Origin of the sequence: Burkholderia sp. AU33803 (assembly GCF_002223095.1) — a bacterium.
Lineage (GTDB): Bacteria > Pseudomonadota > Gammaproteobacteria > Burkholderiales > Burkholderiaceae > Burkholderia.
The window spans coordinates 2,343,303-2,366,005 of record NZ_NKFJ01000006.1; the positions used below are offsets into that span (position 1 = coordinate 2,343,303).

Annotated in this window: 21 protein-coding genes; 12 read left to right on the forward strand and 9 right to left on the reverse strand. The window is 67.3% G+C overall.

Annotated elements, in window-relative coordinates:
* Positions 1–5: 5 nt before the first annotated feature.
* The 3 genes from CFB41_RS27840 to CFB41_RS27850 form a co-directional block, all read right to left on the reverse strand.
* Positions 6–1,520 (reverse strand): CoA-acylating methylmalonate-semialdehyde dehydrogenase, encoded by a 1,515-nt coding sequence (locus CFB41_RS27840; protein WP_089458682.1) that lies wholly within the window; start codon positions 1,518–1,520, stop codon positions 6–8.
* Positions 1,521–1,635: 115 nt separating this feature from the next.
* Positions 1,636–3,342, reverse strand: a complete 1,707-nt coding sequence (locus tag CFB41_RS27845) for an AMP-binding protein (protein ID WP_089458683.1) — start codon at positions 3,340–3,342, stop codon at positions 1,636–1,638.
* A 159-nt stretch (positions 3,343–3,501) separates the two neighbouring features.
* Positions 3,502–4,635 carry an acyl-CoA dehydrogenase family protein gene (locus tag CFB41_RS27850; RefSeq protein WP_023477775.1) on the reverse strand — a complete coding sequence of 378 codons (1,134 nt, stop codon included), beginning with the start codon at positions 4,633–4,635 and terminating at the stop codon, positions 3,502–3,504.
* A 137-nt stretch (positions 4,636–4,772) separates the two neighbouring features.
* Here CFB41_RS27850 and CFB41_RS27855 point away from each other — a divergent pair, with 137 nt between their 5' ends.
* From CFB41_RS27855 to CFB41_RS38775, 5 genes are all read left to right on the forward strand, one after another.
* Complete coding sequence (locus tag CFB41_RS27855) at positions 4,773–5,807, forward strand: AraC family transcriptional regulator (RefSeq protein ID WP_089458684.1); 1,035 nt, start codon at positions 4,773–4,775, stop codon at positions 5,805–5,807.
* 121 nt (positions 5,808–5,928) lie between these two features.
* On the forward strand, positions 5,929–7,509 hold the full coding sequence (locus CFB41_RS27860; protein ID WP_089458685.1) for a nodulation protein NfeD: 1,581 nt from the start codon (positions 5,929–5,931) through the stop codon (positions 7,507–7,509).
* Positions 7,506–8,279, forward strand: coding sequence for a slipin family protein (locus tag CFB41_RS27865; RefSeq protein WP_089441872.1), 774 nt, complete (start codon positions 7,506–7,508; stop codon positions 8,277–8,279). Before CFB41_RS27860 ends, CFB41_RS27865 begins: the two co-directional genes overlap by 4 nt.
* 217 nt (positions 8,280–8,496) lie before the next feature.
* Positions 8,497–9,186 carry an Abi family protein gene (locus CFB41_RS27870; RefSeq protein WP_256941221.1) on the forward strand — a complete coding sequence of 230 codons (690 nt, stop codon included), beginning with the start codon at positions 8,497–8,499 and terminating at the stop codon, positions 9,184–9,186.
* Positions 9,176–9,379, forward strand: a complete 204-nt coding sequence (locus CFB41_RS38775; RefSeq protein ID WP_256941222.1) for a hypothetical protein — start codon at positions 9,176–9,178, stop codon at positions 9,377–9,379. Before CFB41_RS27870 ends, CFB41_RS38775 begins: the two co-directional genes overlap by 11 nt.
* 428 nt (positions 9,380–9,807) lie before the next feature.
* Here the strand turns inward: CFB41_RS38775 and CFB41_RS27875 are convergent, their stop codons facing one another.
* On the reverse strand, positions 9,808–11,085 hold the full coding sequence (locus CFB41_RS27875) for a haloacid dehalogenase-like hydrolase (protein ID WP_089441870.1): 1,278 nt from the start codon (positions 11,083–11,085) through the stop codon (positions 9,808–9,810).
* A 505-nt stretch (positions 11,086–11,590) separates the two neighbouring features.
* Between CFB41_RS27875 and CFB41_RS27880 the strand changes: the two genes are divergently transcribed.
* The 6 genes from CFB41_RS27880 (at position 11,591) to CFB41_RS27900 (ending at position 16,985) form a co-directional block, all read left to right on the forward strand.
* The gene (locus CFB41_RS27880; RefSeq protein WP_089458686.1) at positions 11,591–12,490 is read left to right on the forward strand and encodes a M24 family metallopeptidase; all 900 of its coding nucleotides are present in this window, start codon (positions 11,591–11,593) and stop codon (positions 12,488–12,490) included.
* A 45-nt stretch (positions 12,491–12,535) separates the two neighbouring features.
* A complete protein-coding gene (locus tag CFB41_RS27885; protein ID WP_089458687.1) occupies positions 12,536–14,323 on the forward strand; it encodes an SDR family oxidoreductase in 1,788 nt (595 codons plus the stop codon).
* Between the two features lie 30 nt (positions 14,324–14,353).
* Positions 14,354–15,259 carry a metal-dependent hydrolase gene (locus CFB41_RS27890; RefSeq protein ID WP_046548452.1) on the forward strand — a complete coding sequence of 302 codons (906 nt, stop codon included), beginning with the start codon at positions 14,354–14,356 and terminating at the stop codon, positions 15,257–15,259.
* Positions 15,260–15,337: 78 nt separating this feature from the next.
* The gene (locus CFB41_RS27895; protein ID WP_089458688.1) at positions 15,338–15,625 is read left to right on the forward strand and encodes a hypothetical protein; all 288 of its coding nucleotides are present in this window, start codon (positions 15,338–15,340) and stop codon (positions 15,623–15,625) included.
* Positions 15,626–16,082: 457 nt separating this feature from the next.
* Positions 16,083–16,241, forward strand: a complete 159-nt coding sequence (locus CFB41_RS38330) for a hypothetical protein (protein ID WP_179250180.1) — start codon at positions 16,083–16,085, stop codon at positions 16,239–16,241.
* 114 nt (positions 16,242–16,355) lie between these two features.
* On the forward strand, positions 16,356–16,985 hold the full coding sequence (locus tag CFB41_RS27900; protein WP_144029968.1) for a DsbC family protein: 630 nt from the start codon (positions 16,356–16,358) through the stop codon (positions 16,983–16,985).
* A 130-nt stretch (positions 16,986–17,115) separates the two neighbouring features.
* On the opposite strand, the gene CFB41_RS27905 is transcribed toward CFB41_RS27900, so the two are convergent.
* Both CFB41_RS27905 and CFB41_RS38780 read right to left on the reverse strand, forming a co-directional pair.
* The gene (locus CFB41_RS27905) at positions 17,116–17,394 is read right to left on the reverse strand and encodes a hypothetical protein (RefSeq protein WP_011354312.1); all 279 of its coding nucleotides are present in this window, start codon (positions 17,392–17,394) and stop codon (positions 17,116–17,118) included.
* A gap of 238 nt (positions 17,395–17,632) precedes the next feature.
* Positions 17,633–18,043, reverse strand: coding sequence for a hypothetical protein (locus CFB41_RS38780; RefSeq protein WP_256941225.1), 411 nt, complete (start codon positions 18,041–18,043; stop codon positions 17,633–17,635).
* A 140-nt stretch (positions 18,044–18,183) separates the two neighbouring features.
* On the opposite strand from CFB41_RS38780, the gene CFB41_RS27920 reads away from it, so the two are divergent.
* A complete protein-coding gene (locus CFB41_RS27920) occupies positions 18,184–19,485 on the forward strand; it encodes an NCS2 family permease (protein WP_046548457.1) in 1,302 nt (433 codons plus the stop codon).
* A 98-nt stretch (positions 19,486–19,583) separates the two neighbouring features.
* Here the strand turns inward: CFB41_RS27920 and CFB41_RS27925 are convergent, their stop codons facing one another.
* The 3 genes from CFB41_RS27925 to CFB41_RS38785 all read right to left on the reverse strand — a co-directional run bounded on the left by CFB41_RS27925 (position 19,584) and on the right by CFB41_RS38785 (position 22,577).
* Positions 19,584–21,542: a serine protease gene (locus CFB41_RS27925; RefSeq protein WP_089458690.1), complete on the reverse strand. Its 1,959-nt coding sequence runs from the start codon at positions 21,540–21,542 to the stop codon at positions 19,584–19,586.
* A 229-nt stretch (positions 21,543–21,771) separates the two neighbouring features.
* On the reverse strand, positions 21,772–22,062 hold the full coding sequence (locus tag CFB41_RS27930) for a DUF1488 domain-containing protein (RefSeq protein WP_039366385.1): 291 nt from the start codon (positions 22,060–22,062) through the stop codon (positions 21,772–21,774).
* A gap of 239 nt (positions 22,063–22,301) precedes the next feature.
* A complete protein-coding gene (locus tag CFB41_RS38785; protein WP_256946735.1) occupies positions 22,302–22,577 on the reverse strand; it encodes a DUF2964 domain-containing protein in 276 nt (91 codons plus the stop codon).
* Positions 22,578–22,703 lie beyond the last annotated feature (126 nt).

Below are 22,703 nucleotides of genomic sequence, written 5' to 3' on the forward strand. Positions count from 1 at the left end.
GCCGCTCAATGCAGCCGGATCGTCGTGTTCACCGGGCCGGCCGTCGTGTCGTCGTCGAACCAGCGCGCGGTGACCGTCTTGGTCTGCGTGTAGAACTGCACGACCTGCTTGCCATACGGGCCGAGATCGCCGAGCTTCGAGCCGCGCGACCCCGTGAAGCTGAAGAACGGCACGGGCACCGGGATCGGGATGTTGATGCCGACCTGGCCGATGTCGATCTCGCTCTGGAACTTGCGTGCGGCCGCGCCGCTTTGCGTGAACAGGCCCACGCCATTGCCGAACGGGTTCGCGTTGACGAGCGCGATCGCGTCGTCGAGCGTGTCGGCTTCCATCACGACCAGCACGGGCCCGAAGATTTCATGCGTGTAGACCGACATGTTCGTCTTCACGCCCGAGAAGATCGTCGGGCCGACGAAATTGCCCTGCTCGTAGCCGGGCACCTTCACGTCGCGGCCGTCTAGCTCGAGCTTCGCGCCTTCCTTCACGCCCGCGTCGATCAGCGACAGGATGCGTTCCTTCGCGGCCTTCGACACGACCGGCCCGACGTCCGTGCCGGCTTCCGCGCCCGCATTGACCTTCAGCGCCTTCGCCTTCGCGACGATGTCCGGCAGCCAGTCGCGCGCGTTGCCGACGAGCACCGCGACCGACGTGGCCATGCAGCGCTGGCCTGCCGCGCCGAAGCCGGCGCCGACGAGCGCGTTGATCGCCTGCTCGCGGTTCGCATCGGGCAGCACGACGGCGTGATTCTTCGCGCCCATCATCGACTGCACGCGCTTGCCGTGCGCGCTGCCGAGGTTGTACACGTGCGTGCCGACCGCCGTCGAGCCGACGAACGAGATCGCCTTCACGAGCGGATGCGTGCAGATCGCGTCGACGACTTCCTTGCCGCCGTGCACGACGTTCAGTACCCCTTTCGGTACGCCGGCCTCGATCGCGAGCTCGACGAGCTCCATCGTCGATAGCGGGTCCTGTTCCGACGGCTTCAGCACGAACGTGTTGCCGCACACGATCGCCATCGGGAACATCCACAGCGGAATCATCGCGGGGAAGTTGAACGGCGTGATGCCCGCGCACACGCCGAGCGGCTGGCGCAGCGTGTAGGTATCCACCCCGCCTGCGACGTTCTCCGCGAACTCGCCAAGCTGCAGCGAACCGATCGAGCATGCATGCTCGACCACTTCGAGGCCGCGGAAGATGTCGCCTTCGGCATCGGGAATCGTCTTGCCCTGCTCGGCCGTCAGCGTCTTCGCGATGCGCTGCTGGTTCGTGCGCACGAGATCCTGGAACTTCTGCATGATGCGCATGCGCGCGGCGATCGGCGTGTTCTTCCAGGTCGCGAAGGCGGCATGCGCGGCCTGCACGGCCGCGTCGACTTCCGCGACGGTCGCGAACGGCACGCGCGCGAGCACCTGCTGCGTCGCCGGGTTGACGATGTCGCGCCACTCGTTCGTGGCGGACTCGACGAAAGCGCCGTCGATCAGCAGCTTGACCGTCGGCACGTCTTTCGAATTCGCGTTCATCGATCCTCTCTCCTTCCAGAGGGCCGCGAAGCGCGAGATCGCCGCGCGGCCGGTTCAATTCGGCTGCGGGCGGCGGCCGCGAAGGGCGACGCGCGCGGCCCGCGGTCACGTCACTTCACTTGAGTTCGGCGGCGAAATCCTCTTCCCAGTATTCGCCGGGCATCCGTTCACTGGCATCGTCACCGCGCTCGATCTCGCGGCGACGCAATTCGACGCGGCGGATCTTCCCCGAGATCGTCTTCGGCAGCTCCGCGAACTGCAGGCGGCGAATGCGCTTGTACGGCGCGAGCTTCTCGCGCGAGAAGCGGAAGATATCCAGCGCGAGTTCGGGGCTCTCCTCGTAGCCCTGCCGCAGCGTGATGAAGGTCTTCGGCACCGACAGCCGCACGGGGTCGGGGCTCGGCACGACGGCCGCCTCGGCGATCGCCGGATGCTCGATCAGCACGCTTTCGAGTTCGAACGGGCTGAGCCGGTAGTCGGACGACTTGAACACGTCGTCCGCGCGGCCGATGTACACGTAGTAACCGTCGTCGCGGCGCATCGCGATGTCCGACGTGCGGTAGTGGCCATCGCGCATCGCGTAGGCCGTCGCGTCGGGGTTGTTCGCATAGCCTTTCATCAGCCCGACCGGGCGCGTGACGTCCGCGCCGATCGGCAGCGCGACCTCGCCTTCGGTCACCGGCGTGCCGTCCGGATCGAGCAATTCGATCCGGTAGCCCGGCAGCGGCCGGCCCATCGAGCCCGCGACGACCGGCTGGCCCGGCGAGTTGCCGATCAGGCAGGTCGTTTCGGTTTGGCCATAGCCGTCGCGGATCGCGATGCCCCACGCCTTCTTCACGCGCTCGATGATCTCGGGGTTCAGCGGCTCGCCGGCACCGACGATCTCGCGCAGCTTCACGTCGAACGACGCGAGCGGCTGCTGCACGAGCATGCGCCACACGGTCGGCGGCGCGCACAGCGTCGTCACCTGGTATTTGACGAGCGCATCGAGCACCACCTTCGGCTCGAAACGCGCGTAGTTGAACGCGAACACGCACGCCTGCGCGTTCCACGGCGCGAAGAAGCAGCTCCATGCGTGCTTCGCCCAGCCCGGAGAACTGATGTTCCAGTGGATGTCGCCCGGCTGCAGGCCGACCCAGTACATCGTCGACAGATGGCCGACCGGGTAGGTGCGGTGCGTATGCTCGACGAGCTTCGGCTTCGACGTCGTGCCCGACGTGAAGTACAGCAGCATCGGATCGTTCGCGTGCGTGATGGCGTCCGGCTCGAATTCGGCGCTCGCCGCGTAGCCGTCGTGCATCGCGAGCCAGCCCGCGCGCGGCGCGCCGGCGACGATCTTCTGCGCGAGGCCGAGATCCGGCTGTTCGAACTTGGCGGTTTCGCTCTCGTCGACGATCGCGTATTTCGCGCCGCCGATCTGCACGCGATCGCGTACGTCGTCGGGCGACAGTTGCGTGGTGGCAGGCAGCACGATCGCGCCGAGCTTCATCGCGGCGAGCATCGCGTCCCACAGCTCGACGCGGTTCGGCAGCATCAGCAGGATCCGGTCACCGCGCACGACGCCGATCGAACGCAGCCAGTTCGCGATCCGCGACGAACGTTCGGACATCTGCGCGAACGAATACGGATCGCCCGTGCCGGTCGCCGCGTCGACGATCCACAGCGCGGGCTGGTCGTTGCCGCGCGCCATCGGGTCGAAGTAGTCGAGCGCCCAGTTGAATGCGTCGAGCACCGGCCACTCGAACGCGCGGTACGCGGTGTCGTAGTCGGTGCGGTGGCGCAGCAGAAAGTCGCGTGCGTCCAGGAATGCCTGTACCGTCATCGTGTCCTCCAGTCTCCATGCCTCACGGTCAACCGGGCATGCGCTGCAGCCCATGCCCGGTTGCCTCTGTTGCGGCGCACGGTCACGTCGTTGCGTGCCGCGTTCGCCGCGCTGCCCTCGTGCCCTGCGTGATGTCGTCGCCGGGGCAACCGCCGCGGCTCAAAGCTGCCGCGCGATCACCATCCGCTGCACTTCGCTGGTGCCTTCGTAAATCTGCGTGATGCGTGCGTCGCGATAGTGACGCTCGACTTCGTAATCGACCAGGTAACCGTAGCCGCCGTGGATCTGGATCGCGTCCGAACACACGCGCTCGGCCATCTCCGATGCGAACAGCTTCGCCTGCGACGCTTCCGACAGGCACGGCAGCCCGGCCGTGCGCAGCTTCGCCGCGTGATGCACGAGCAGGCGCGCGGCGTTGATCTGCACGGCCATGTCGGCGAGCTTCTGCTGGATCGCCTGGTGCTCGGCGATCGGCTTGCCGAACTGCACGCGCTCGCCCGCATAGCGGCGTGCCTTGTCGAATGCGGCGCGCGCGATGCCGAGCGCCTGCGCGGCGATGCCGATGCGGCCGCCTTCGAGGTTCGACAGCGCGATCTTCAGCCCTTCGCCGCGATTGCCGAGCAGGTTCTCTTCGGGAATCGCGCAGTTCTCGAACGTGATCGGGCACGTATCCGACGCGCGGATGCCCATCTTCTTTTCGGGCTTGCCGACGATGAAGCCCGGCGTGTCGGTCGGCACCAGGAACGCGGAAATGCCGCGCTTGCCGGCTTCCGGGTCGGTCATGGCAAAAACGATCGCCACGCCCGCGCGCTGGCCGTTGGTCACGAACTGCTTCGCGCCGTTCAGCACCCATTTGCCGTCGCGCAGCTCCGCACGCGTGCGCAGGTTGTTCGCCTCGGACCCGGCGTGCGGCTCGGTCAGGCAGAACGCGCCGATCACGCGGCCGGCCGCCATGTCGGCCAGCCAGCGATCCTTCTGCGCCGGCGTGCCGAAGCCGAGGATCGGCCCGCAGCCGACCGAGTTGTGCACGCTCATCATCGTCGCGCACGCGGCGTCGCCGGCAGCGACCTCTTCCATCGCCAGCGCGTAGGCCACGTAGTCCGTATACGAGCCGCCCAGCTCCTGCGGCACGATCATCCCGAGCAGGCCGAGTTCGCCGAGCTGCGCGACGATCGCGTCGGGCAGGTGCGCATCGTGGTCCCACTGCGCCGCGTTCGGCGCCAGCATTTCGGTGGCGAACGCGCGCGCGGCGTCGCGGATCATCCGCTGGTCTTCGGTGTAAAGCTCGTCCATGGTGCTGCTGTCTCCCGCGGCCGCCGGGCGCGACCGTCCTTGCGTTTCGATGCAACAAGTGTAGGCAAGCAGGCGCGACTGTTCGATGCTCGCGTCGCTCATTTACACTGAGCGTTTTTGCCACACCGGCGGCACGGATGAAGCAGGAAGACAAGGGAACCGTCGCGATCAGCCTCGTCGCTTACAGCGTCGCGCTCGCGACCCGGCGCGGCGTCGCCGCCGAGCCGCTGCTCGCGCAGGCCGGCATCGCGCCCGCGCTGCTCGGGCAGCCGCGCGCACGGGTCTCCGCGCAGCAATACGGCGCGCTGTGGAACGCGATCGCGCGCGCGCTCGACGACGAGTTTTTCGGGCAGGATCGCCACCCGATGCGCAGCGGCAGCTTCATCGCGATGAGCCAGGCGGCGCTGTCCGCGCGCGACGGCCTGCATGCGATGGCGCGCGCGGTGAATTTCATGCACTGCGTGCTCGACGACCTGCACGCGGAGCTCGACGCCAATCCGCAGCGCGTGCGGCTGCGCTTCGTGCACCGCAACAACGGCGCGACGCCCGCGATGTTCACGTACGCGACCTATTTCATCATCGTCTACGGGCTCACCTGCTGGCTGATCGGGCGGCGCATCCCGCTGCTGCACGCGAGCTTCCGCTGCGACACGCCGCCCGCCGACCACGAATATCCGTCGATGTTCTGCGACGACATGCGATTCAACGAACCCGATTCGTATGTCGATTTCGATCCCGAATTCGCGACGCTGCCGGTCGTGCAGAACGCGAAGACGCTGAAGACGTTCCTGCGCAACGCGCCGGCGAGCTTCATCGTCAAGTACCGCAACCCGAACGCGCTCGCGCAGCGCGTGCGGGCGGTGCTGCGCGGGATGCCGCCCGCCGCCTGGCCGGGTGCGGGCGGGATGGCCGCGCGGCTGCACGTGGCCGAGGCCACGCTGCGCCGCAAGCTGCACCAGGAAGGCCACGCGTACCAGTCGATCAAGGACACGCTGCGGCGCGATCTCGCGTTCGAGGCCCTGGCCGACCCCGCGCGCACGATCGCCGACGTCGCGGCGGCCACCGGTTTCGCGGAACCGAGCGCGTTCTACCGCGCCTTCCGCAAATGGAGCGGGCGCAGCCCGGCCGACTATCGCGACGAAGTGCTCGCGCGGGGCGGCAGCGCGAGCTGAAGCCGGCCGGCACGGCCGTCGCTTCGCGCTTTGTGCCGAAACCGCCTAATCTTTAAGCATCGGGCCCAGGCCCTTTCCGCCAGCCGGACGGCACGCGGCCGCGCGCCGCCCGGACGCCGCGATGCACTTTCATCGTCACGGGCCGTCGCCGGCGCCTGCCGCGCCCGGCGGCCACCCTCGTCACCCGCTGTCCGCGCGGGTCGCGCGCGCCGCGCTGTTCGCGGCGCTGCTCGTCGTGTGCGCCGCGGTCGCCGCGCCGCCGCCCGCCGAAGCCCCCGCCGCCCGCCCGGTCGTCGTGATCCCGATCAACGGCGCGATCGGCCCGGCCAGCGCCGATTTCATCGTGCGCTCGCTCGAGCGCGCGGCCCGCCAGCACGCGCCGCTCGCGATTTTGCAGCTCGACACGCCCGGCGGCCTCGACACGTCGATGCGGCAGATCATCAAGGCCATCCTCGGCTCGCCGGTGCCGGTCGCCGCGTTCGTCGCGCCGGGCGGCGCGCGGGCCGCGAGCGCGGGCACCTACATCGTCTATGCGAGCCACTTCGCGGCGATGGCGCCCGGCACCAATCTCGGCGCGGCGTCGCCCGTGCAGTTCGGCATCGGCGGTGCCGCGCCGCCGGGCGGGAATCCTGCGACACCGCGGATGCCGGCCGGCACCTCGGGGGCATCGGGGGCATCGGGGGCGTCGGATGCGGCCGCTTCGCCAGCCGCGCTGCCGACCGATACGCAATCGACCGAGATCCGCAAGGCGATGCAGGACGCCTCCGCGTATATCCGCGGCCTCGCGCAACTGCGCGGGCGCAATGCCGAATGGGCCGAGCGCGCGGTGCGCGAGGCCGTGAGCCTGTCGGCGAGCGAGGCGCGCGCGCAACATGTGGTCGACCTGATCGCACAGGATCCCGTCGATCTCGCCCGCCAGCTCGACGGCCACACCGCGGCGACCACCGCCGGCACGGTGCGGCTCGCGACCGCGCATGCGCCGCTCGTCGTGGTCGAGCCCGACTGGCGCAGCCGCTTCCTGGCGATCATCGCCGACCCGAACGTCGCGCTGATCCTGCTGACGATCGGCATCTACGGCCTGTTCTTCGAGTTCGCGAACCCCGGCTTCGTGCTGCCAGGCGTCGCCGGCACGATCTGCCTGCTGGTCGGGCTGTTCGCGATGCAACTGCTGCCGATCAGCTATGCGGGCCTCGGCCTCGTGCTGCTCGGTCTCGGCTGCCTGGTCGCCGAGGCGTTCCTGCCGACCTTCGGCGTGCTCGGGTTCGGCGGGATCGTGTCGTTCACGATCGGTGCGCTGATGCTGATCGACACCGACGTGCCCGGCTACGGGATTCCGTGGCCCGTGATCGCGAGCCTCGCGCTCGGCGGCGGGCTGCTCGTCGCGGGCGTATCGAGCGTCGCGCTGCGCGCGCGCCGCCGCCCGGTCGTGACGGGCGCCGAGGCGATGGTCGGCAGCATCGGCGAGGTGCTCGACGACGGCCTGCAGGCCGACCAGCCGCACGGTGCGGCCGGCGCTCCGTCGGCCGCCGGCTGGGCGCGCGTGCGCGGCGAGCGCTGGCGCGTGGCCAGCAGCGCGCCGCTTGCCGCGGGCTGCCGCGTGCGCGTCACCGGCCGCCACGGGCTGCTGCTCACCGTCGCCCCGCTCTACGACGTGCCGGGGCAGCAACCCCATCGAGAACAACGCCAGGGAGAACCTTCATGATCGGTTTCACGTTCGGCTTCAGCAGCCTCCTGATCGTCTTCGTCGTGGTACTCATCGCGTCGTCGATCCGCATCTTCCGCGAGTACGAGCGCGGCGTGGTGTTCATGCTGGGCCGGTTCTGGAAGGTGAAGGGGCCGGGGCTCGTGCTGATCATCCCGATCGTCCAGCAGGTCGTGCGGATCGACCTGCGCACCGTCGTGTTCGACGTGCCCGCACAGGACGTGATCACGCGCGACAACGTGTCGGTGAAGGTCAACGCGGTCGTGTATTTCCGCGTGGTCGATCCGGAGAAAGCCGTGATCCAGGTGGCGCGCTTCTTCGAGGCGACGAGCCAGCTCGCGCAGACGACGCTGCGCGCGGTGCTCGGCAAGCACGAACTCGACGCGCTGCTTGCCGAGCGCGAGCAATTGAACGCCGACATCCAGAAGACGCTCGACGCGCAGACCGACGCATGGGGGATCAAGGTGTCGACGGTCGAGATCAAGCACGTGGACCTGAACGAGACGATGATCCGCGCGATCGCGCGGCAGGCCGAGGCCGAGCGCGAGCGGCGCGCGAAGGTGATTCATGCTGAAGGTGAATTGCAGGCGTCGGAGAAGCTGCTGCAGGCCGCGCAACGACTCGCGCTGCAGCCGCAGGCGATGCAGCTGCGCTACCTGCAGACGCTGACGACGATCGCGGCGGACAAGAACTCGACGATCGTGTTTCCGCTGCCGGTCGATCTGCTGGGGGCGTTGCTGGAGCGGTTGGGGGGGAAGCGGGAGGGGTGAGGCGGACATTTGGATATGCCACGCTCCGCCGGTCGAGGGACGACTTGCGTCGACAGCGACCGGCGCAACCTCATCTGCCAAATGGTATGGATGATGGCAGCCCACGCTCCGTTGGCGTATACAACGAGATCCGCATGCATGGCAGTACGGATCAACGATGGGCTAGACTCGGACAAGGAAGACAGTATCGGCAACGCCAACCAGGGCCTATGCCAAGGTGGCCCTCAGTGCCGAGGAAACACTGCATCGACTGTGGCAGCGCGGCCTGCGCATCGACGATCGTCCCGCGAATTTGCGAATGCTTCGGTCGATCGGCCATTTCCGGCTGCTGGTCTACATGCGCCGGTTTCAGAACCCCGCCACCAAACGGTTCTGGCCTCGAACCCGTTTCTCCGACGTCGTTGAACTCTACGCATTCGATCGACGTCTGCGCTCGGTCACGATGGACGCGATCGAGCGCATCGAGGTTGCGTTGCGCGCTGCACTGAGCAATCCCCTCGCCATCGACTACGGCAGCCACTGGTATGTCGAGCGGGACCGTTTCGCCGACCTGCGCCACTACGCGCGCATTCTGGATCAGATCGCCCGGGAATGCGAAACGCGGAAAGGCTCGGCACTGACTCACTACTATCGAACCTATGCCAGTCCAGACCTGCCGCCGATCTGGCTGGTCTGCGAGCGGTTGAGCCTGGGCGCGTTGTCCCGGATCTTCAGCGCGCTCTCGACTCGCGACCGCAAGGTCGCCGGGCGCCACGTGTGGCCGGACATCCCGGATACGGTGCTCACCAGCTGGCTGCAATCGCTCACCGACTTACGCAATGCGTGCGCACACCACGCTCGCCTCTGGGGAATGAAGCTGACGGTATCGCCCCCCGCCAAGCCAGCCGGGCGACGTCTTGTCCGATAATGCCCCGGAAATGACCCGCCCCGAGACGTTCTACGCCCGCGCGACGATGATGAAGGCCCTGCTCGACCCGCTCGGTCATGGCGGCGAATGGCGCGAAGCCTTGCGAGCAACGTTGACGGGGTGTGAGCACGTGGACCCGGCGACACATCTCGGCTTCACGACCGATTGGCATTCGACGCCGGCGTGGCAGTGAGTTCAGGGCGGATGCAACGGATTGCGCCGTTTTCGGCGCGAGGCCTTTTGACATCCCGTCGATACTTCGCTAGCATCGTCGATGAAAACGCTGGGGACGCCTCTCGACGATGCGCAACACTTCAGACGGCAAAAGGACGCGCGAGCGTCCTTTTTTATTTCCAGGCCTGCTTCCTGTTCCGACCCATTTCCGGATTCCACGACGCGCCCACTCGCGGTCGACCGTGCACGCGCGCCGCGCCGATCCCCGCCTCTCGTACGGAAGGCGAACTGCTGTTTCCGCTCCCGGTCGATCTGCTGGGGGCGTTGCTGGAGCGGTTGGGCGCGCCACGCGAGCGCTGAGACGCTCGTTTTCGGCCCGCGCGGCGCGGCAGTCGATTCCGCTGGACGCTGGGCCGCAACAGCCCAGCGTCCAGCGCCCGGCGCGCGTCAAGCCAGGAGCTTGCGCTCGGTCTTGCCGTACTTGATCGACTTCTCGTCCGGGATCATCAGGCCCGTGTGCTCGTCGCGGCCCTGCAGCAGGAAGCGCGCGTCCGACTTGCCGATCTGTTCGGCCGCGAGTTTGCTGTCCGCGCCGATCTCGCCCTTCTTCATCCGGTTGACGATCACGCCGGCCGCGGTGTCCTTGAAGTCGCGCAGCATCCACGCGTCGCCGTCGCTGTCGCCGAACACCAGCAGCGGGCCATAACCCTTCTTCGACGCAAGGACGTTGCGGATGCCCACCGTCTTGCCGGGCCCCCAGTTGAAATGCCAGCCGGCCGGATACGTGCTCGTGTACTTGCCGTCCCGCATGTCGAGACGCAAGCCGATCACGTTCCCGGGCGGCACGCCGTAGCCATAGTTCGGATTGCCGGCGAACACACGCACGACATCGTCGAGCGATGCCGTGCTGACGTACACGTCGATGCCGTTGGCGCGCAGCGTATGCATCACCGCGCGGATTTCCTCGTGAATGCGAATGCCGTGGAAATGCGTGTCGGCCACCACGCCGGCCTTGCCCGGCAGCGTCTTCGGGCTTTCGTAACGGACCTTGCGCAACGCATCGCCGATGCCGTAGTTGTTCGACGCTTCCGCCATCGCCTGCAGCTCGGCGGTCGTCATGTTCTTGTAGAAATAGATGATCCACTTGTAGCCGATCTCGAGCGGATGCGTGTCGCAGATCGCGTCGTACATGAAGTACAGCTTCGCGCGGAAATCCTTGAACTGATCGGTCTCGCGAATCTCGTCGAGGCTCTTGTCGCCGCCGAATCCCTGGTAGTTCGCGTAGAGCCAGCGATAGTCGGATTCGACGTCGGCCGCGAGGTCTTCCATCGTCACCGGCTTGCCGTCCACCGTCGCGTAGTCCTTCATGAAGGCGCCCTTCGGCACGTCCTTCCACATCACGTCGACGAATTCGGCCGGCGTCAGCTTGTACTGCAGATGGTTGATCTGGTACATCAGCAGCGCCTCTTCGCAGTCGTTCATGATGCACGTGTTGTCCCAGTCGAACACCGCGTACGGGCGGCGCTTGTCGTCGTAGTGCGCGCTCGCGACGCCATGCTGGTCGAGCACCGCCTGCAGGCGCGCGGCGTTGAACGGCGACCAGCGGCCCGGGTCCAGCGCATCCGGCACGGCTGCGCTCTTCGCGCCGGCCGTGCCGGCCTTGAGCATCAGCGATGTCGCGGCGGTCGCCGCGGCAAGGGTATTCATGAACTGGCGGCGTTGCATGGTCTCTCTCCCTGGAAATGTCGAATCGGTTTCAGTCGCTATCCCGCGCGGCTCACCGCGCACCGGCCGCTGATCGGCGCGGCGAAGCCGGGACGGCTCCGAACCGGGGGCGAATGATGTGACGAAATTATTTCGGCAATTTGACAGCGTCACGTCGCGACACGACGGGGAGTTGATCCGGCGCGACATGTCGCGCCGTCGCAAGGCGGCCGCGCACGCGGCCATCCGGGCCGGCGCCGGAAGACGGCGCGTGACGATCCCGGTCAGTGTCCCGACCCGGACGGCTGCGCAGGGGGCCGTCCGGCCCAACTTCCGGAAATCTAGAGTTTCCACTCCACTTCGGCCCTTCATTAGGACAAATCCTCACCCTCGGGGGCTGGCGCGCGCCCCGGAACCGTCTATGATCATTACATCGATCAATGACACATTAAATGCTGACTGAATAACCCGCGACGGTGACGCCGGCGGGCGCATTCCGGATCAGCGCCCCCACCGGAGACACATCATGGCCGACCACCACCCGCTGCCGGAAGTCCACCTCGACGAGCTGCCGCAATTCCGTGCAGTTCAGCAGCTGGCATACCGCTGCGTCGAAACCGTCGGCGCGATGCTCTACCCCGGCATCACCGAAAAGGAAGCGGCGCGCCTGCTGACCGAATGGCTGCAGGACAACGGCGTGCACGACTGGCTGCACAAGCCGTTCGCGTGGTTCGGTGACCGCACCGCGTTCGAGGGCTTCTCGGGCCTCAAGCACATGGGCGGCTTCAATCTCGCGTTCTTCCCGAGCAACCGGCAGCTCGAGACCGACATGCCGGTGATCCTCGACGTCGCGCCGGTGCTCGACGGCATCGTGGCCGACGTCGGCTACGCGCACTGTCTCGGCCGCAACCCGATCCTCGAACAGCTGCAGGACGACCTGATCGACCACCGCGACATGATCGTGCGGCTCGTGAAGGCGCGCCGCTCGATGGCCGAGGTCGCACAGGAAGTCGACGCGCTGTGCCGCCGCCAGGGTGTCGAGCCGCGCCACAAGGCCTATCCGTTCAAGGTGCTCGCGCATCGCGTCGCGAAGATCCACAAGCTGTCGAAGCCGCGCTTCGTCGCACGCTTCGGGCTGAACGCGACGCGCAACCTGCTGCTCGACCAGGGCCGCGCGGCGAAACAGCAGGGCTGGTCGCCGCTGTGGTCGATCGACCGCCGCTCCGAGCATGCGCCGGTGCCGGGCCTGTGGGCCGTCGAGCCGCATCTCGGCTTCGCCGGCGTCGGCGCGAAATTCGAAGAGCTGCTCGTCATCACCGAAGACGACGCGTACTGGCTCGATGAAGACCTGCCGCACGTGCGCCGCTGGCAGCGCCGCCAGGCCGAGCGGATGCAGGCCGTCGCGACCGTGCCGGCCGCTGCCTGACCCGAACGCGCCCTTCCTCACGACTCCCTGAACGACGGACTCACGATGCAGCCTCTTTCCGACGAAGCGCCGCTGGCCCTGTTCGAATCGGTTCACAGCGAAACGGCGGTCGCCTCCGGCGACCTGACGCTCGCGGTCAAGACCTGGGGCGACCCGGCCCGCTCACCGGTCGTGCTCGTGCACGGCTACCCCGACGACAGCAGCGTCTGGCAGCACGTCGCGCCGCTGCTCGCGCGCAAGCACTACGTGATCGCGTACGACGTGCGCGGCGCGGGCCTGTCCGGCGTGCCGAAGCGCACGGCCGACTACCACCTCGCGAAGCTGACCGACGACTTCGTCGCCGTCATCGACGCGCTCTGCCCCGGCCGCGCCGTGCATCTGGTCGCGCACGACTGGGGCTCGATCCAGGGTTGGGAATTCGTCACCGATCCGCGCCTCGCCGGCCGCATCGCGTCGTACACGTCGTGCTCGGGGCCGTGCCTCGACCATGTCGGCTTCTGGCTGCGCGAACGCGTGCTGCGCCCGACACCCACGTCGCTCGGCAAGCTCGGCGGGCAGCTCGTGCGGTCGTGGTACGTGTACCTGTTTCACCTGCCGTTCATCCCCGAGCTCGGCTGGCGGCTGTGGCTCGGCCGCGCGTGGCCGCGCCTGCTGCGCCGGCTCGAGAAAACACCCGCCACGCCGCGCCCGACGCAAGCCGACGACGGCGCGCGCGGCGTGCGCCTCTATCGCGCGAACTTCATCCGCTGCCTGTTCGCGCCGCGCGAACGCTACGCGCATGCGCCGGTGCAGACGATCGTGCCGCTCGGCGACAAATACGTGAGCCCGGCGCTGTCCGAGAACCTGTCGCGCTGGGTGCCGCAGTACTACCGTCGTGAAGTCGCGGCCGGCCACTGGCTGCCGCTCGCCGATCCGACGCGCTTCGCGGCGCTCGCCGGGCAACTGATCGACGCGGTCGAATCGGGCAAAGAACCGCCCGCGCTCGCGAACGCGCGCCGCCGCGCCACGAGCGGCCGCTTCAGCGGCAAGGTCGCGGTGGTGACCGGCGCGGGCAGCGGCATCGGCCGCTGCGCGGCGCTCGCATTCGCCCGCGAAGGCGCGACGATCGTCGCGTGCGACATCGATCTCGCGAGCGCCGAACGCACCGCGCTGCTGATCGGGCTCACCGGTGCGCAAGCGCACGCGAAGCGGGTCGACGTCGGGTCCGCCGATGAAATGGAAGCGCTGGCGACGTGGGTCGGCAGCGAACTCGGCGGCGCGGACGTCGTGATCAACAACGCGGGCATCGGCATGGCCGGCGGCATCCTCGACACGAGCACGCGGCACTGGGAGCGCATCCTGCACGTGAACCTGTGGGGCGTGATCCACGGCTCGCGGCTGTTCGCGCAGCAGATGGCCGCGCGCGGCACCGGCGGGCACATCGTCAACACCGCGTCGGCCGCCGCGTTCGGGCCGTCGCGCGACCTGCCCGCTTATGCGACGACGAAGGCCGCCGTGCTGATGCTCAGCGAATGCATGCGCGCGGAACTCGCGGAACAAGGCATCGGCGTGACGGCCGTGTGCCCCGGTTTCGCGGAAACGGGAATCATGGCGTCGACGCAATACGCGGGCGCCAATGCGCAGGACGAAGCGCGGCTGCGCAAGCGCGCGACGAAGCTCTACCAGATGCGCGGCCTGAAACCCGAAACCGTCGCACAGGCGATGGTCGACGGCGTGCTGCGCAACCGCCCCGTCGTCGCGGTCGGCGGCGAGGCGCACGCGATGCGCTTCGTCGGCCGCTTCATGCCGTGGCTCGGCCGGATGATCGCCCGCGTCAGCATGGCATCGCATTGACGGCGCATCGCGCCGCACAGGGAGACATAGATGACCGATACCGCCGACTATCACAAGATCAAGGCCCGGCACGTGAAGTTCGACTTCAGCGACACGCCGATTACCTGGGTGCCGAACGACCCGGGCAGCACGCACATCATCAACACGCTGAACCTGCTGTTCCCGGAAGGCGAGCTGTGGTTCTGCCGCGTGTACAACAAGGCGTTGCCGCTGATCACCGATGCGCGCCTGCGCGACGAGGCCGAAGGTTTCCTGCGGCAGGAGGCCGTGCATTCGCGTTCGCACGGCGGCGTGCTCAAGCACTACTACGACCGGCACGGGATCGACACGAAGCCGTTCACGCAGAAGCTCAATCGCCTCTTCACGCGCGTGCTCGGCGAACAGCCGCTCGGGCTGAAGATCGGCCACACGCGTTTCTGGCTGCGCCAGCAACTCGCGGTGATCGCGTCGCTCGAGCATTTCTTCGGCTATCTCGGCAACTGGGTGCTCAATGCACACGGGCTCGACGAAGGCAAGGCCGACCCGACGATGGTCGACCTGCTGCGCTGGCACGGCGCGGAGGAGGTCGAGCACCGCACGGTCGCGTTCGACATCTACCGGCACCTGGGCGGCACCTATCCGGAGCGCTGCGTGCACATGGCGTTCGTGATCCTGCTGCTGCTCTACTACATCACCACGGGCGCGAAGTTCATGTATCGGCGCGACCCGGCCGCCGGCCGCTACCCGGGTTTCGTGCTCGCGTGGTGGCAAGGCTCGCGGCGCGGGCACCTGCCGTCGTTCTGGAAGGTGATCGGCGCGGCGCTGCGCTATTTCAAGCCGGGCTATACGCCGCACCACGAAGGCTCGACCGAACAGGCGCTCGCCTACCTCGCCCGCTCGCCGGCCGCGCAGGCGGCCGCGCACGGCGGCAACTGGGGCACGACGAAGGGCGCGTGACCGGGCTTCCTGCCGGCTCGTCGGGCGGCGCCCGCCGAAATGCGTACAATCGCGGCTTCATTTCCCGGAGGTGCCGCGATGGCCATGAAGAAAACCGATCTCGAAAAGAACAAGGCGCTCAAGCTGACGCACGCGCTGAAGCAATCAAGCTCCGCGCGTTTCGGCAAGGGCGCCGAAGAAGCGGCCAAGCTCGACCGCCGCGCGCAGCGCAAGCTCGACCAGGAACAGGGCCTCGTGCCGTTCGCCTGCAAGCTCAACGCCGAACTCGTCGAACAGCTCAAGGCCCGCGCGGCCACGCACCCGGAAGGGATGACGGGCCTGTTGTCCGAGTTGCTCGTGAACGGGCTCGCGCAACGCGACGCGTGACCCGCGCCCCCGTCGAACGCTGCCGTTGACGCCGCCGCCGCGCGGCGACGCACGCGCTCGCGTGCCTGTGTTCGCGCTCATTGCCATCGCGATCCATCGCCGGGCACAGGCACGAAACGGTGCGTCATCGATGGCGCTGGCGCGTTGGCGTGCCGATGGGTACCGCAGCCCCTCATACAAGGCCTCGCCGGCAACGGCCGAGGCTTTTTTTCGAGGTTGCGCGCCGTCCGTCCGGTCCAGTGAATCGAACGGAGAACACGACGGGCCGCGCAAGCACGTTGCCCCTCAGCCGCACGCGACGCTCGCGCCGGCGGAAACAAGGGACCGAAAGCACCCGCGTATTGAGATTCTCTTCAGGAAGTTGGTCGCATCGATGCGGCGCGGACACACTACGTATCCCGAACGCCTTGTGTCACCCAAGAAGGCGTTCCCACCCATCGAAACCGGAGATTATCTGATGAACGCATCCCGAGTGATCCTTGCTCTCGCCGCAGCATTCGCCGTCAGCGGCAACGCCGTCGCCTGCGACGATCCTGACCATGACGCGCCCGCTGCCCAGCAACAGACCAGCGACCAGGCGAGCGACCAGGCAAGCGCGGAAGCAGCCGGCCACTGAGCGCCGTGCGCGTGCCCGGGCAAGCCGGCGTGATGCCCGCTCGGCCGGGCATCGCCGACGCGTTCACGGCATGCACTGAACCCGACTCGCACTCGTTTGTCACGTACGTACGCGGTGTGCGGATCTTCCAAATTATTCGCATACCGAATCAATATGACAAAACGAATGCTGCTCCGGTTGACCGTGATTTCGAGCCTGCTCGCGAGCCTCCCCTCGATCCTGAACGCGGCGCCCGCACCGGTAAGTCAAGGCGCGCCCGCGGCGTCTTCCGGCGCGATCACGCTGCCCCCGGGCACCCGCATTGCGACGCGCGACACCGGCGCGGTGCTGGCGTCGATGGCACGCGCCCACGCGATCCAGACGGTCCGCGGTAACGGCACGCGGACGCTCTACGTCTTCTCCGATCCGGATTGTTCCTATTGCAAACGACTGGAGCGCACGCTTGAACGGATCGACAACGTGACCATTCACACCTTCCTCTATCCGCTCGAGGGACTCCATCCGCAGGCCGCCGCGCATGCGCGCGGCATCTGGTGCGCGGATGACCGGAATGCGGCGTGGAAAGCGTGGATGATCGACAACGTGCAACCTGCCGCCGGCACGTGTGCCGCACCGCTCGCGCAGATCCGCGCGCTCGGCCTTGCGTTGGGCCTGCGCGGCACGCCGACGCTGTTCAACGCGAACGGCCGCATGACGTCCGGTGCGGTGTCCGCACCCGCCATCGAAACGTTGCTGAACGACTGAACCTGCTCGAAGAAATGAACGCACCCGCGACGCGCTATCGCATCGCGGGTGCGCTTTCAATGACGCGGCACGCCGGTGCGTGCCGCGACCGATCGCGCGCCGTGCGCAGCGACGGGATGCAGCAGGTGCATCAGGTGCTGGCGGCGAGACGCGGGCCCGTGCTCCGGGGAGTGGACTCGAGGTCGGGACGTTGCGCTGCCTGCGAGGTCACCCACGGATCGATGCCCTGCTTCTGCACCTCTTCCAGGAATGACACACGTGTGCGCCAGTAATCCGCTTGTAATTTCGCGTCGATGACGCGCTGTTCGGCAGCGAACAGTTCCATGCGCGCCGTCACGAGCATCGACGCAGCGGTTTTTTCCGGCGTGGGGGCGTGTCGCATCGCCCAACGGCTGATCCAGTTCAACATGCTGACCTCCGTGATTACGGACGAACCCGCATCGGGCAATCGCAAGCGGCCGTGCCTGCCCGAACACGCAACGGCCTTGACCGCACTTCACCGCCTGGCCTGCACGGACTGCGACTCCCCCGCGTCGGCAATTACCGGCCGGCGTGTGCATGCGCGGTGTATCTATCCTAGAAAGACTTGCCGGTTTACGCGATGGGGTCTTGCAATCTTTTACACAGAAACCACAGTCGCCCCCGCATCACGAAATGACAGTTGCGGGCGGGACGGCTTCGGCGCACGATAGCCCGATATCTGCACCCGCCTGGACTGACGAATGGCCGCTGCACGCCGCTGCCGGGCATCCGTACCGGCCGCGCATGTGCGTTCGCCCGCACGCGCCGCCTGCCCCGCGTTCGTGCAGCATGCGGGCGCGCCGTTTCAGCCGGATGTCATCATCGCGCACCCACGCCGCGTGATCGACCGCGCGTGCCGCCTTGCACGCCGTTGCGCACGCATCGGCCGGCGTCGTTCGCACATCCCGCTCCCGTTTCAGCCATTTCTGCCGGCCCGTTCCGTCCGAACCGGTAAAATGCGCGCCTTCGTCGCGCGGCCGGGCTGCCAGACCGTTCGCGCGCAGGCAGCCGATCGATCTTTCGATCGTGCCCTCCAACTATATCGTCCGAGCTATCCGCGCTATTACAATCCGCCGATAGCCGGGCAATAGTGGCTGGTTACAGTAGGCCGGCCGCGCTGCCTTTACAACAATTCGGCACAACAAGCAACACGACAACCGACCGGAGAAACGCCTTCATGGAATCCATCAAGCGGTATTTCGGCTTCGCTGAAGCCGGCACCGACTTCCGCACCGAAATACTCGCGGGCGTCACCACGTTCCTGACGATGGCCTACATCATCTTCGTCAATCCCGCGATCCTCGGCGACGCCGGCATGCCGAAGGAATCGGTGTTCGTCGCGACCTGCCTCGTCGCGGCGCTGGCGTCGCTCATCATGGGGCTGTACGCGAACTACCCGATCGCATGCGCGCCCGGCATGGGCCTGAACGCGTATTTCGCGTACACGGTCGTCAAGGGGATGGGCTTCACGTGGCAGGCCGCGCTCGGCGCGGTGTTCATCTCCGGCTGCCTGTTCCTGCTCGTCACGCTGTTCCGCGTACGAGAGGCGATCGTCAACGGCATTCCGAAATCGCTGCGGATCTCGATCACCGCGGGTATCGGCCTGTTCCTCGGCATCATCTCGCTGAAGACGTCGGGCGTGATCGTCGGCAACCCGGCCACGCTCGTCACGCTGGGCGACCTGCACAAGCACGACACGATCCTCGCGATCGTCGGCTTCTTCACGATCGTCACGCTCGACCACCTGCGCGTGCGCGGTGCGATCCTGATCGGCATCATCGGCGTCACGGTCCTGTCGTTCTTCTTCGGCGACAACCAGTTCCACGGCGTGTTCTCCGCGCCGCCGTCGATCGACGCGACGCTGTTCAAGCTCGACATCCGCGCCGCGCTGTCGACCGGCATCATCAACGTGATCCTCGTGTTCTTCCTCGTCGAGCTGTTCGACGCGACGGGCACGCTGATGGGCGTCGCAAACCGCGCGGGCCTGCTCGTCGAAGGCAAGATGAACCGCCTGAACAAGGCGCTGCTGGCCGACAGCACGGCGATCGTCGCGGGCTCGGTGCTCGGCACGTCGTCGACCACCGCATATATCGAAAGCGCGTCGGGCGTGCAGGCCGGCGGCCGCACGGGCGTGACGGCCATCACCGTCGCGGTGCTGTTCCTCGCGTGCCTGTTCATCGCGCCGCTCGCCGGCGTCGTGCCGGCGTACGCGACGGCACCGGCCTTGCTGTACGTGTCGTGCCTGATGCTGCGCGAGATGGTCGAGGTGCCGTGGGACGATGCCACGGAAGCCGTGCCGGCCGCGCTGACCGCACTGCTGATGCCGTTCACGTACTCGATCGCGAACGGCGTGGCATTCGGCTTCATCGCGTACGGCGGCCTCAAGCTGCTGACGGGCCAGGCCCGCTCGGTCAAGCCGATCGTGTGGCTCATCGCAGCCGTGTTCCTGTTCCGCTTCTTCTATCTCGGCAGCGAGTGACGGCGGCGCTTCGGCGCGATGCATGATGCACGATGAAAAAACGCCACCTTCGGGTGGCGTTTCTCGTTGTGCCTGCCGTGCGGTTCCGCCCAAGCGGATTACGGTGTCGCGACGCCCTTGAGTTCCTCGTCGTACAGCCGCTGCGCCAGCGTCGGATCGAGCGTCTTGACGCGGCGATACAACTGCACCGCGTCATCGAGCCGCCCGGTGCGGCGATAAGCGACCGCCAGGTTGGCCATCACTTGCACGTCATCGGGATACGCGCGGTTCATTTCCTCGAAGATCCCAACTGCCGCGTCGGGCCGCTTGCCGCGAATCGCCGCGATGCCCATCGCCTCCCGCGCCAACCGGTTCGACGGATCAAGCTTCAAGGCATGCGCAGCCGCGGTCGACGCTTCGTCGGGCTGGCCGATCTGGTTCAGTTCGCCTGCGAGCACCACCCACCCCGCCGCCAGCGAGTCGTCCAGCGCAACCGCACGCCGGAACGATGCGACGGCCTGCGCATGCTGGCCCAGCTGCGCCAGCGTCACGCCGTGCATCCGCCATGCCCGCGCGTCGCCGTCGTTCAGCTTGATGGATCGGTCGAGCGCGCTCAACGCATCGACGTAGTTCGATTGCGTCATGTACAGCGCGCCGAGCCGCAACCAGTATTCGGCACTGTTCGGCGCCGCTTCTACCGCACTGTGCATCGCACTGGAAGCGTTGCCGGACTGGCCTTGCAGCGCATACGCCTGAGTCAGCGCACCCTGGATGAGCGCGGTCGCGGCCGGATCGCCGCCCTTCTGCGCCTTCAGCGCGTGCTGGTAACTGGCGATCGCGTCCGCCAGATGGCCGAGATCGTATTGCGCACGGCCGAGTGCGTACAAAAGCCGCGCATCGTCGGGAAAGGCCTTCAACCCGTCGCGCAACACGCCGATGGTTGCCTGCGCATCCGGCTGCGTCGAGGCCAGCAGACTCCACGCATCGGCCTGGCGCGAACCGGACAGCTCATGTACGCCCCGTTCGAACAACGGTCGCGCATCGGCCTCGTCGCCGCGCCGCAAATACGCGATGCCGAGATTCATCGGCAGCATCGCGTTCGACGGATCGGCGCGCATGCCGGCCTGAAACGCGTCGAGTGCGAGGTCCATCTGCCCCTGCTCGGCATAGGTGTTGCCGAGCGCCTCCCAGCCGAATGCGTACGACGGATCGATTTCGACCGAACGGCGATAGGCGGCCAGGCTGAGCGTACCGCGATCGGGCAGCCGGCTCATGCGATAGGCATTGCCGAGGTTGTACCACGCCCATGCGCTTTGCGGTCGCGCGGCCGTCCATGCACGGTCATGGCGAATCAGCCCATCGACGTCGTTCGCCACCGCGTACGCGCGCGCCTGGCTCATCCATGCCGTCGCTTCGAGCGGCAGGTCGACGGCCGGCATCTTCGCCGCCACGGTCGCCATCCATTCGACCGGCAGCACCATGTAGAGCGACGCGGCATTGTCCGCGTGGGCGCCCACCATGCCGATCAGGTTGCCCTGCTCGTCGTAGACGCCGGCCCCCGGTTCGGGCAGGCGGGGCGGCGCCGGATTCGGCGACGCGAGCACGCCGGAATGCATGCCGCCGTCCGCGGCCCATGCATGGCAGCACACGCGCAGCGCAACGGGATCGCGGCGGCCGAATCGCGCGCCCGCCAGATAGGCGGTCGTGGCCGCTTCCGGGCTTCGCGCCGTCAACGGCACGGCGGCGACGTCGAGCCCCGTCGCTTCGACGATGCAGATGTCCCGATCCTGGTTGCCCGCGACGAGTCGAGCGGGAAGACGACGGCCATCGGCCGATGCGATGTCGAATGCCGGCCGGCCCGCGAGCCGATGACACGGCGTCGCGACGCGACCCGGCGCCACGACGATGCCGCCCGTCGTGACGTCACCCGAGACGATGTCGACCTCACCGGGTGCGCTCCGACCGATCGCGTCGTCATCTGATCGAACGGCCCCGGCGGCCATCGACATGCCGGCTGCGAGCAACCATGCGCCGGCCACCAGACGGCACGCCTTCCCCCATCCCGAACGATGCTCCACGTGCGGTGCCCTCTTTTATTGTGTTGGAATTCGAATGATTTTCTCTGCGATCCTGACGAATCGAGATGCCGGTTCGTGTCCGCACACTAGCAGCCGCCCCGGTGCAGCGGCAACCCGGTACAGCCCGCATACGAAAATGCCGCCCGGCCCCACCGAACGGCATTGCGTGAAAGGCAACGTCTTCGCGTGCGCAGCGTTCAGCGACGCGCGCCGCAAGACGAACGTCGTGTCATCCGCGCCAGTTGGCCTCGTAGAAGCGGACGTAGCCGCTGCGCAGCGTGACGCACTGCGCGCGCGTCTCCGACAGCAGGCGCCGTGCAGCCGCCTCGATACGGTCGCGGTGCTGGTCGAATGCGCCGACCATGTCCTCGAAGCGCGGCGACGCCGCGCCGAAGTGATCTTCCAGCGCCTCGGCGGTGATCTGACATTGGACCCGCTCGCCATTGACCAACGCCGTGAACGCCAGCATCAGGTCGCGCCCCGAATACTCGGGCTTCTCGTTCGTGAAATGGATCTGCATGGGAGCCGCCTCGACCGGTAGAAAACGAATGACCGCGTCCGTCGTCCGCTACCGGCCGGACGAAGTGTACGCGGGCTCGCCGGCGGAGGCACCGCCCGCGGGGATAGGCGCGGACACTGCATGCCGGTTGATTTCCACTTTAGACGGTTTCGCGCAGGAGACAAATATTCCGCGTGCGTCGTTCCGACGCGCATTTCATCAGATCAGCGCGGCATCCGGCACCGTTTCGGAAACCGGCGTCAGTGAGGGTCGTTCGGCCAGACGTTGAGCGCGATGGCAGCCGTCGTGGCACCCACCGCAATCGCGGCCGCCCCGTATCGCACCGCATCGGCCAGATCGAACAGCAGCCCGTGGATCGCCACGGCGATGCCGCCCAGCATGATGAATGTGGCGATGGCCGCCAGCACGACTCTCAGTTCCGTCCGAACCATGATGCGTCTCCCGAACGGATGCATGTCGCGTCGCATGCATGTTGCAATGCGGAACACGGCGCGTGCGTGTTCCATTTCCATCATTGCAGGCGGCCGCTTAAAAGCAAGGGGATTTTGTTCGCGGTCGCGCTTCGTACGCGGCGCTTGTATGATGATGCGTACCCGGATGGTTGCCGTTCGCACGCTGATGGTGCGCCGCACGCGAAAGCG

Bases quoted from the DNA above. Each gene is read 5' to 3' on its own strand.
- CFB41_RS27840 (WP_089458682.1), bottom strand. From the start codon at position 1,520: ATGAACGCGAATTCGAAAGACGTGCCGACGGTCAAGCTGCTGATCGAC.
- CFB41_RS27845 (WP_089458683.1), bottom strand. From the start codon at position 3,342: ATGACGGTACAGGCATTCCTGGACGCACGCGACTTTCTGCTGCGCCAC.
- CFB41_RS27850 (WP_023477775.1), bottom strand. From the start codon at position 4,635: ATGGACGAGCTTTACACCGAAGACCAGCGGATGATCCGCGACGCCGCG.
- CFB41_RS27855 (WP_089458684.1), top strand. From the start codon at position 4,773: ATGAAGCAGGAAGACAAGGGAACCGTCGCGATCAGCCTCGTCGCTTAC.
- CFB41_RS27860 (WP_089458685.1), top strand. From the start codon at position 5,929: ATGCACTTTCATCGTCACGGGCCGTCGCCGGCGCCTGCCGCGCCCGGC.
- CFB41_RS27865 (WP_089441872.1), top strand. From the start codon at position 7,506: ATGATCGGTTTCACGTTCGGCTTCAGCAGCCTCCTGATCGTCTTCGTC.
- CFB41_RS27875 (WP_089441870.1), bottom strand. From the start codon at position 11,085: ATGCAACGCCGCCAGTTCATGAATACCCTTGCCGCGGCGACCGCCGCG.
- CFB41_RS27880 (WP_089458686.1), top strand. From the start codon at position 11,591: ATGGCCGACCACCACCCGCTGCCGGAAGTCCACCTCGACGAGCTGCCG.
- CFB41_RS27885 (WP_089458687.1), top strand. From the start codon at position 12,536: ATGCAGCCTCTTTCCGACGAAGCGCCGCTGGCCCTGTTCGAATCGGTT.
- CFB41_RS27890 (WP_046548452.1), top strand. From the start codon at position 14,354: ATGACCGATACCGCCGACTATCACAAGATCAAGGCCCGGCACGTGAAG.
- CFB41_RS27895 (WP_089458688.1), top strand. From the start codon at position 15,338: ATGGCCATGAAGAAAACCGATCTCGAAAAGAACAAGGCGCTCAAGCTG.
- CFB41_RS38330 (WP_179250180.1), top strand. From the start codon at position 16,083: ATGAACGCATCCCGAGTGATCCTTGCTCTCGCCGCAGCATTCGCCGTC.
- CFB41_RS27905 (WP_011354312.1), bottom strand. From the start codon at position 17,394: ATGTTGAACTGGATCAGCCGTTGGGCGATGCGACACGCCCCCACGCCG.
- CFB41_RS27920 (WP_046548457.1), top strand. From the start codon at position 18,184: ATGGAATCCATCAAGCGGTATTTCGGCTTCGCTGAAGCCGGCACCGAC.
- CFB41_RS27930 (WP_039366385.1), bottom strand. From the start codon at position 22,062: ATGCAGATCCATTTCACGAACGAGAAGCCCGAGTATTCGGGGCGCGAC.
- CFB41_RS38785 (WP_256946735.1), bottom strand. From the start codon at position 22,577: ATGATGGAAATGGAACACGCACGCGCCGTGTTCCGCATTGCAACATGC.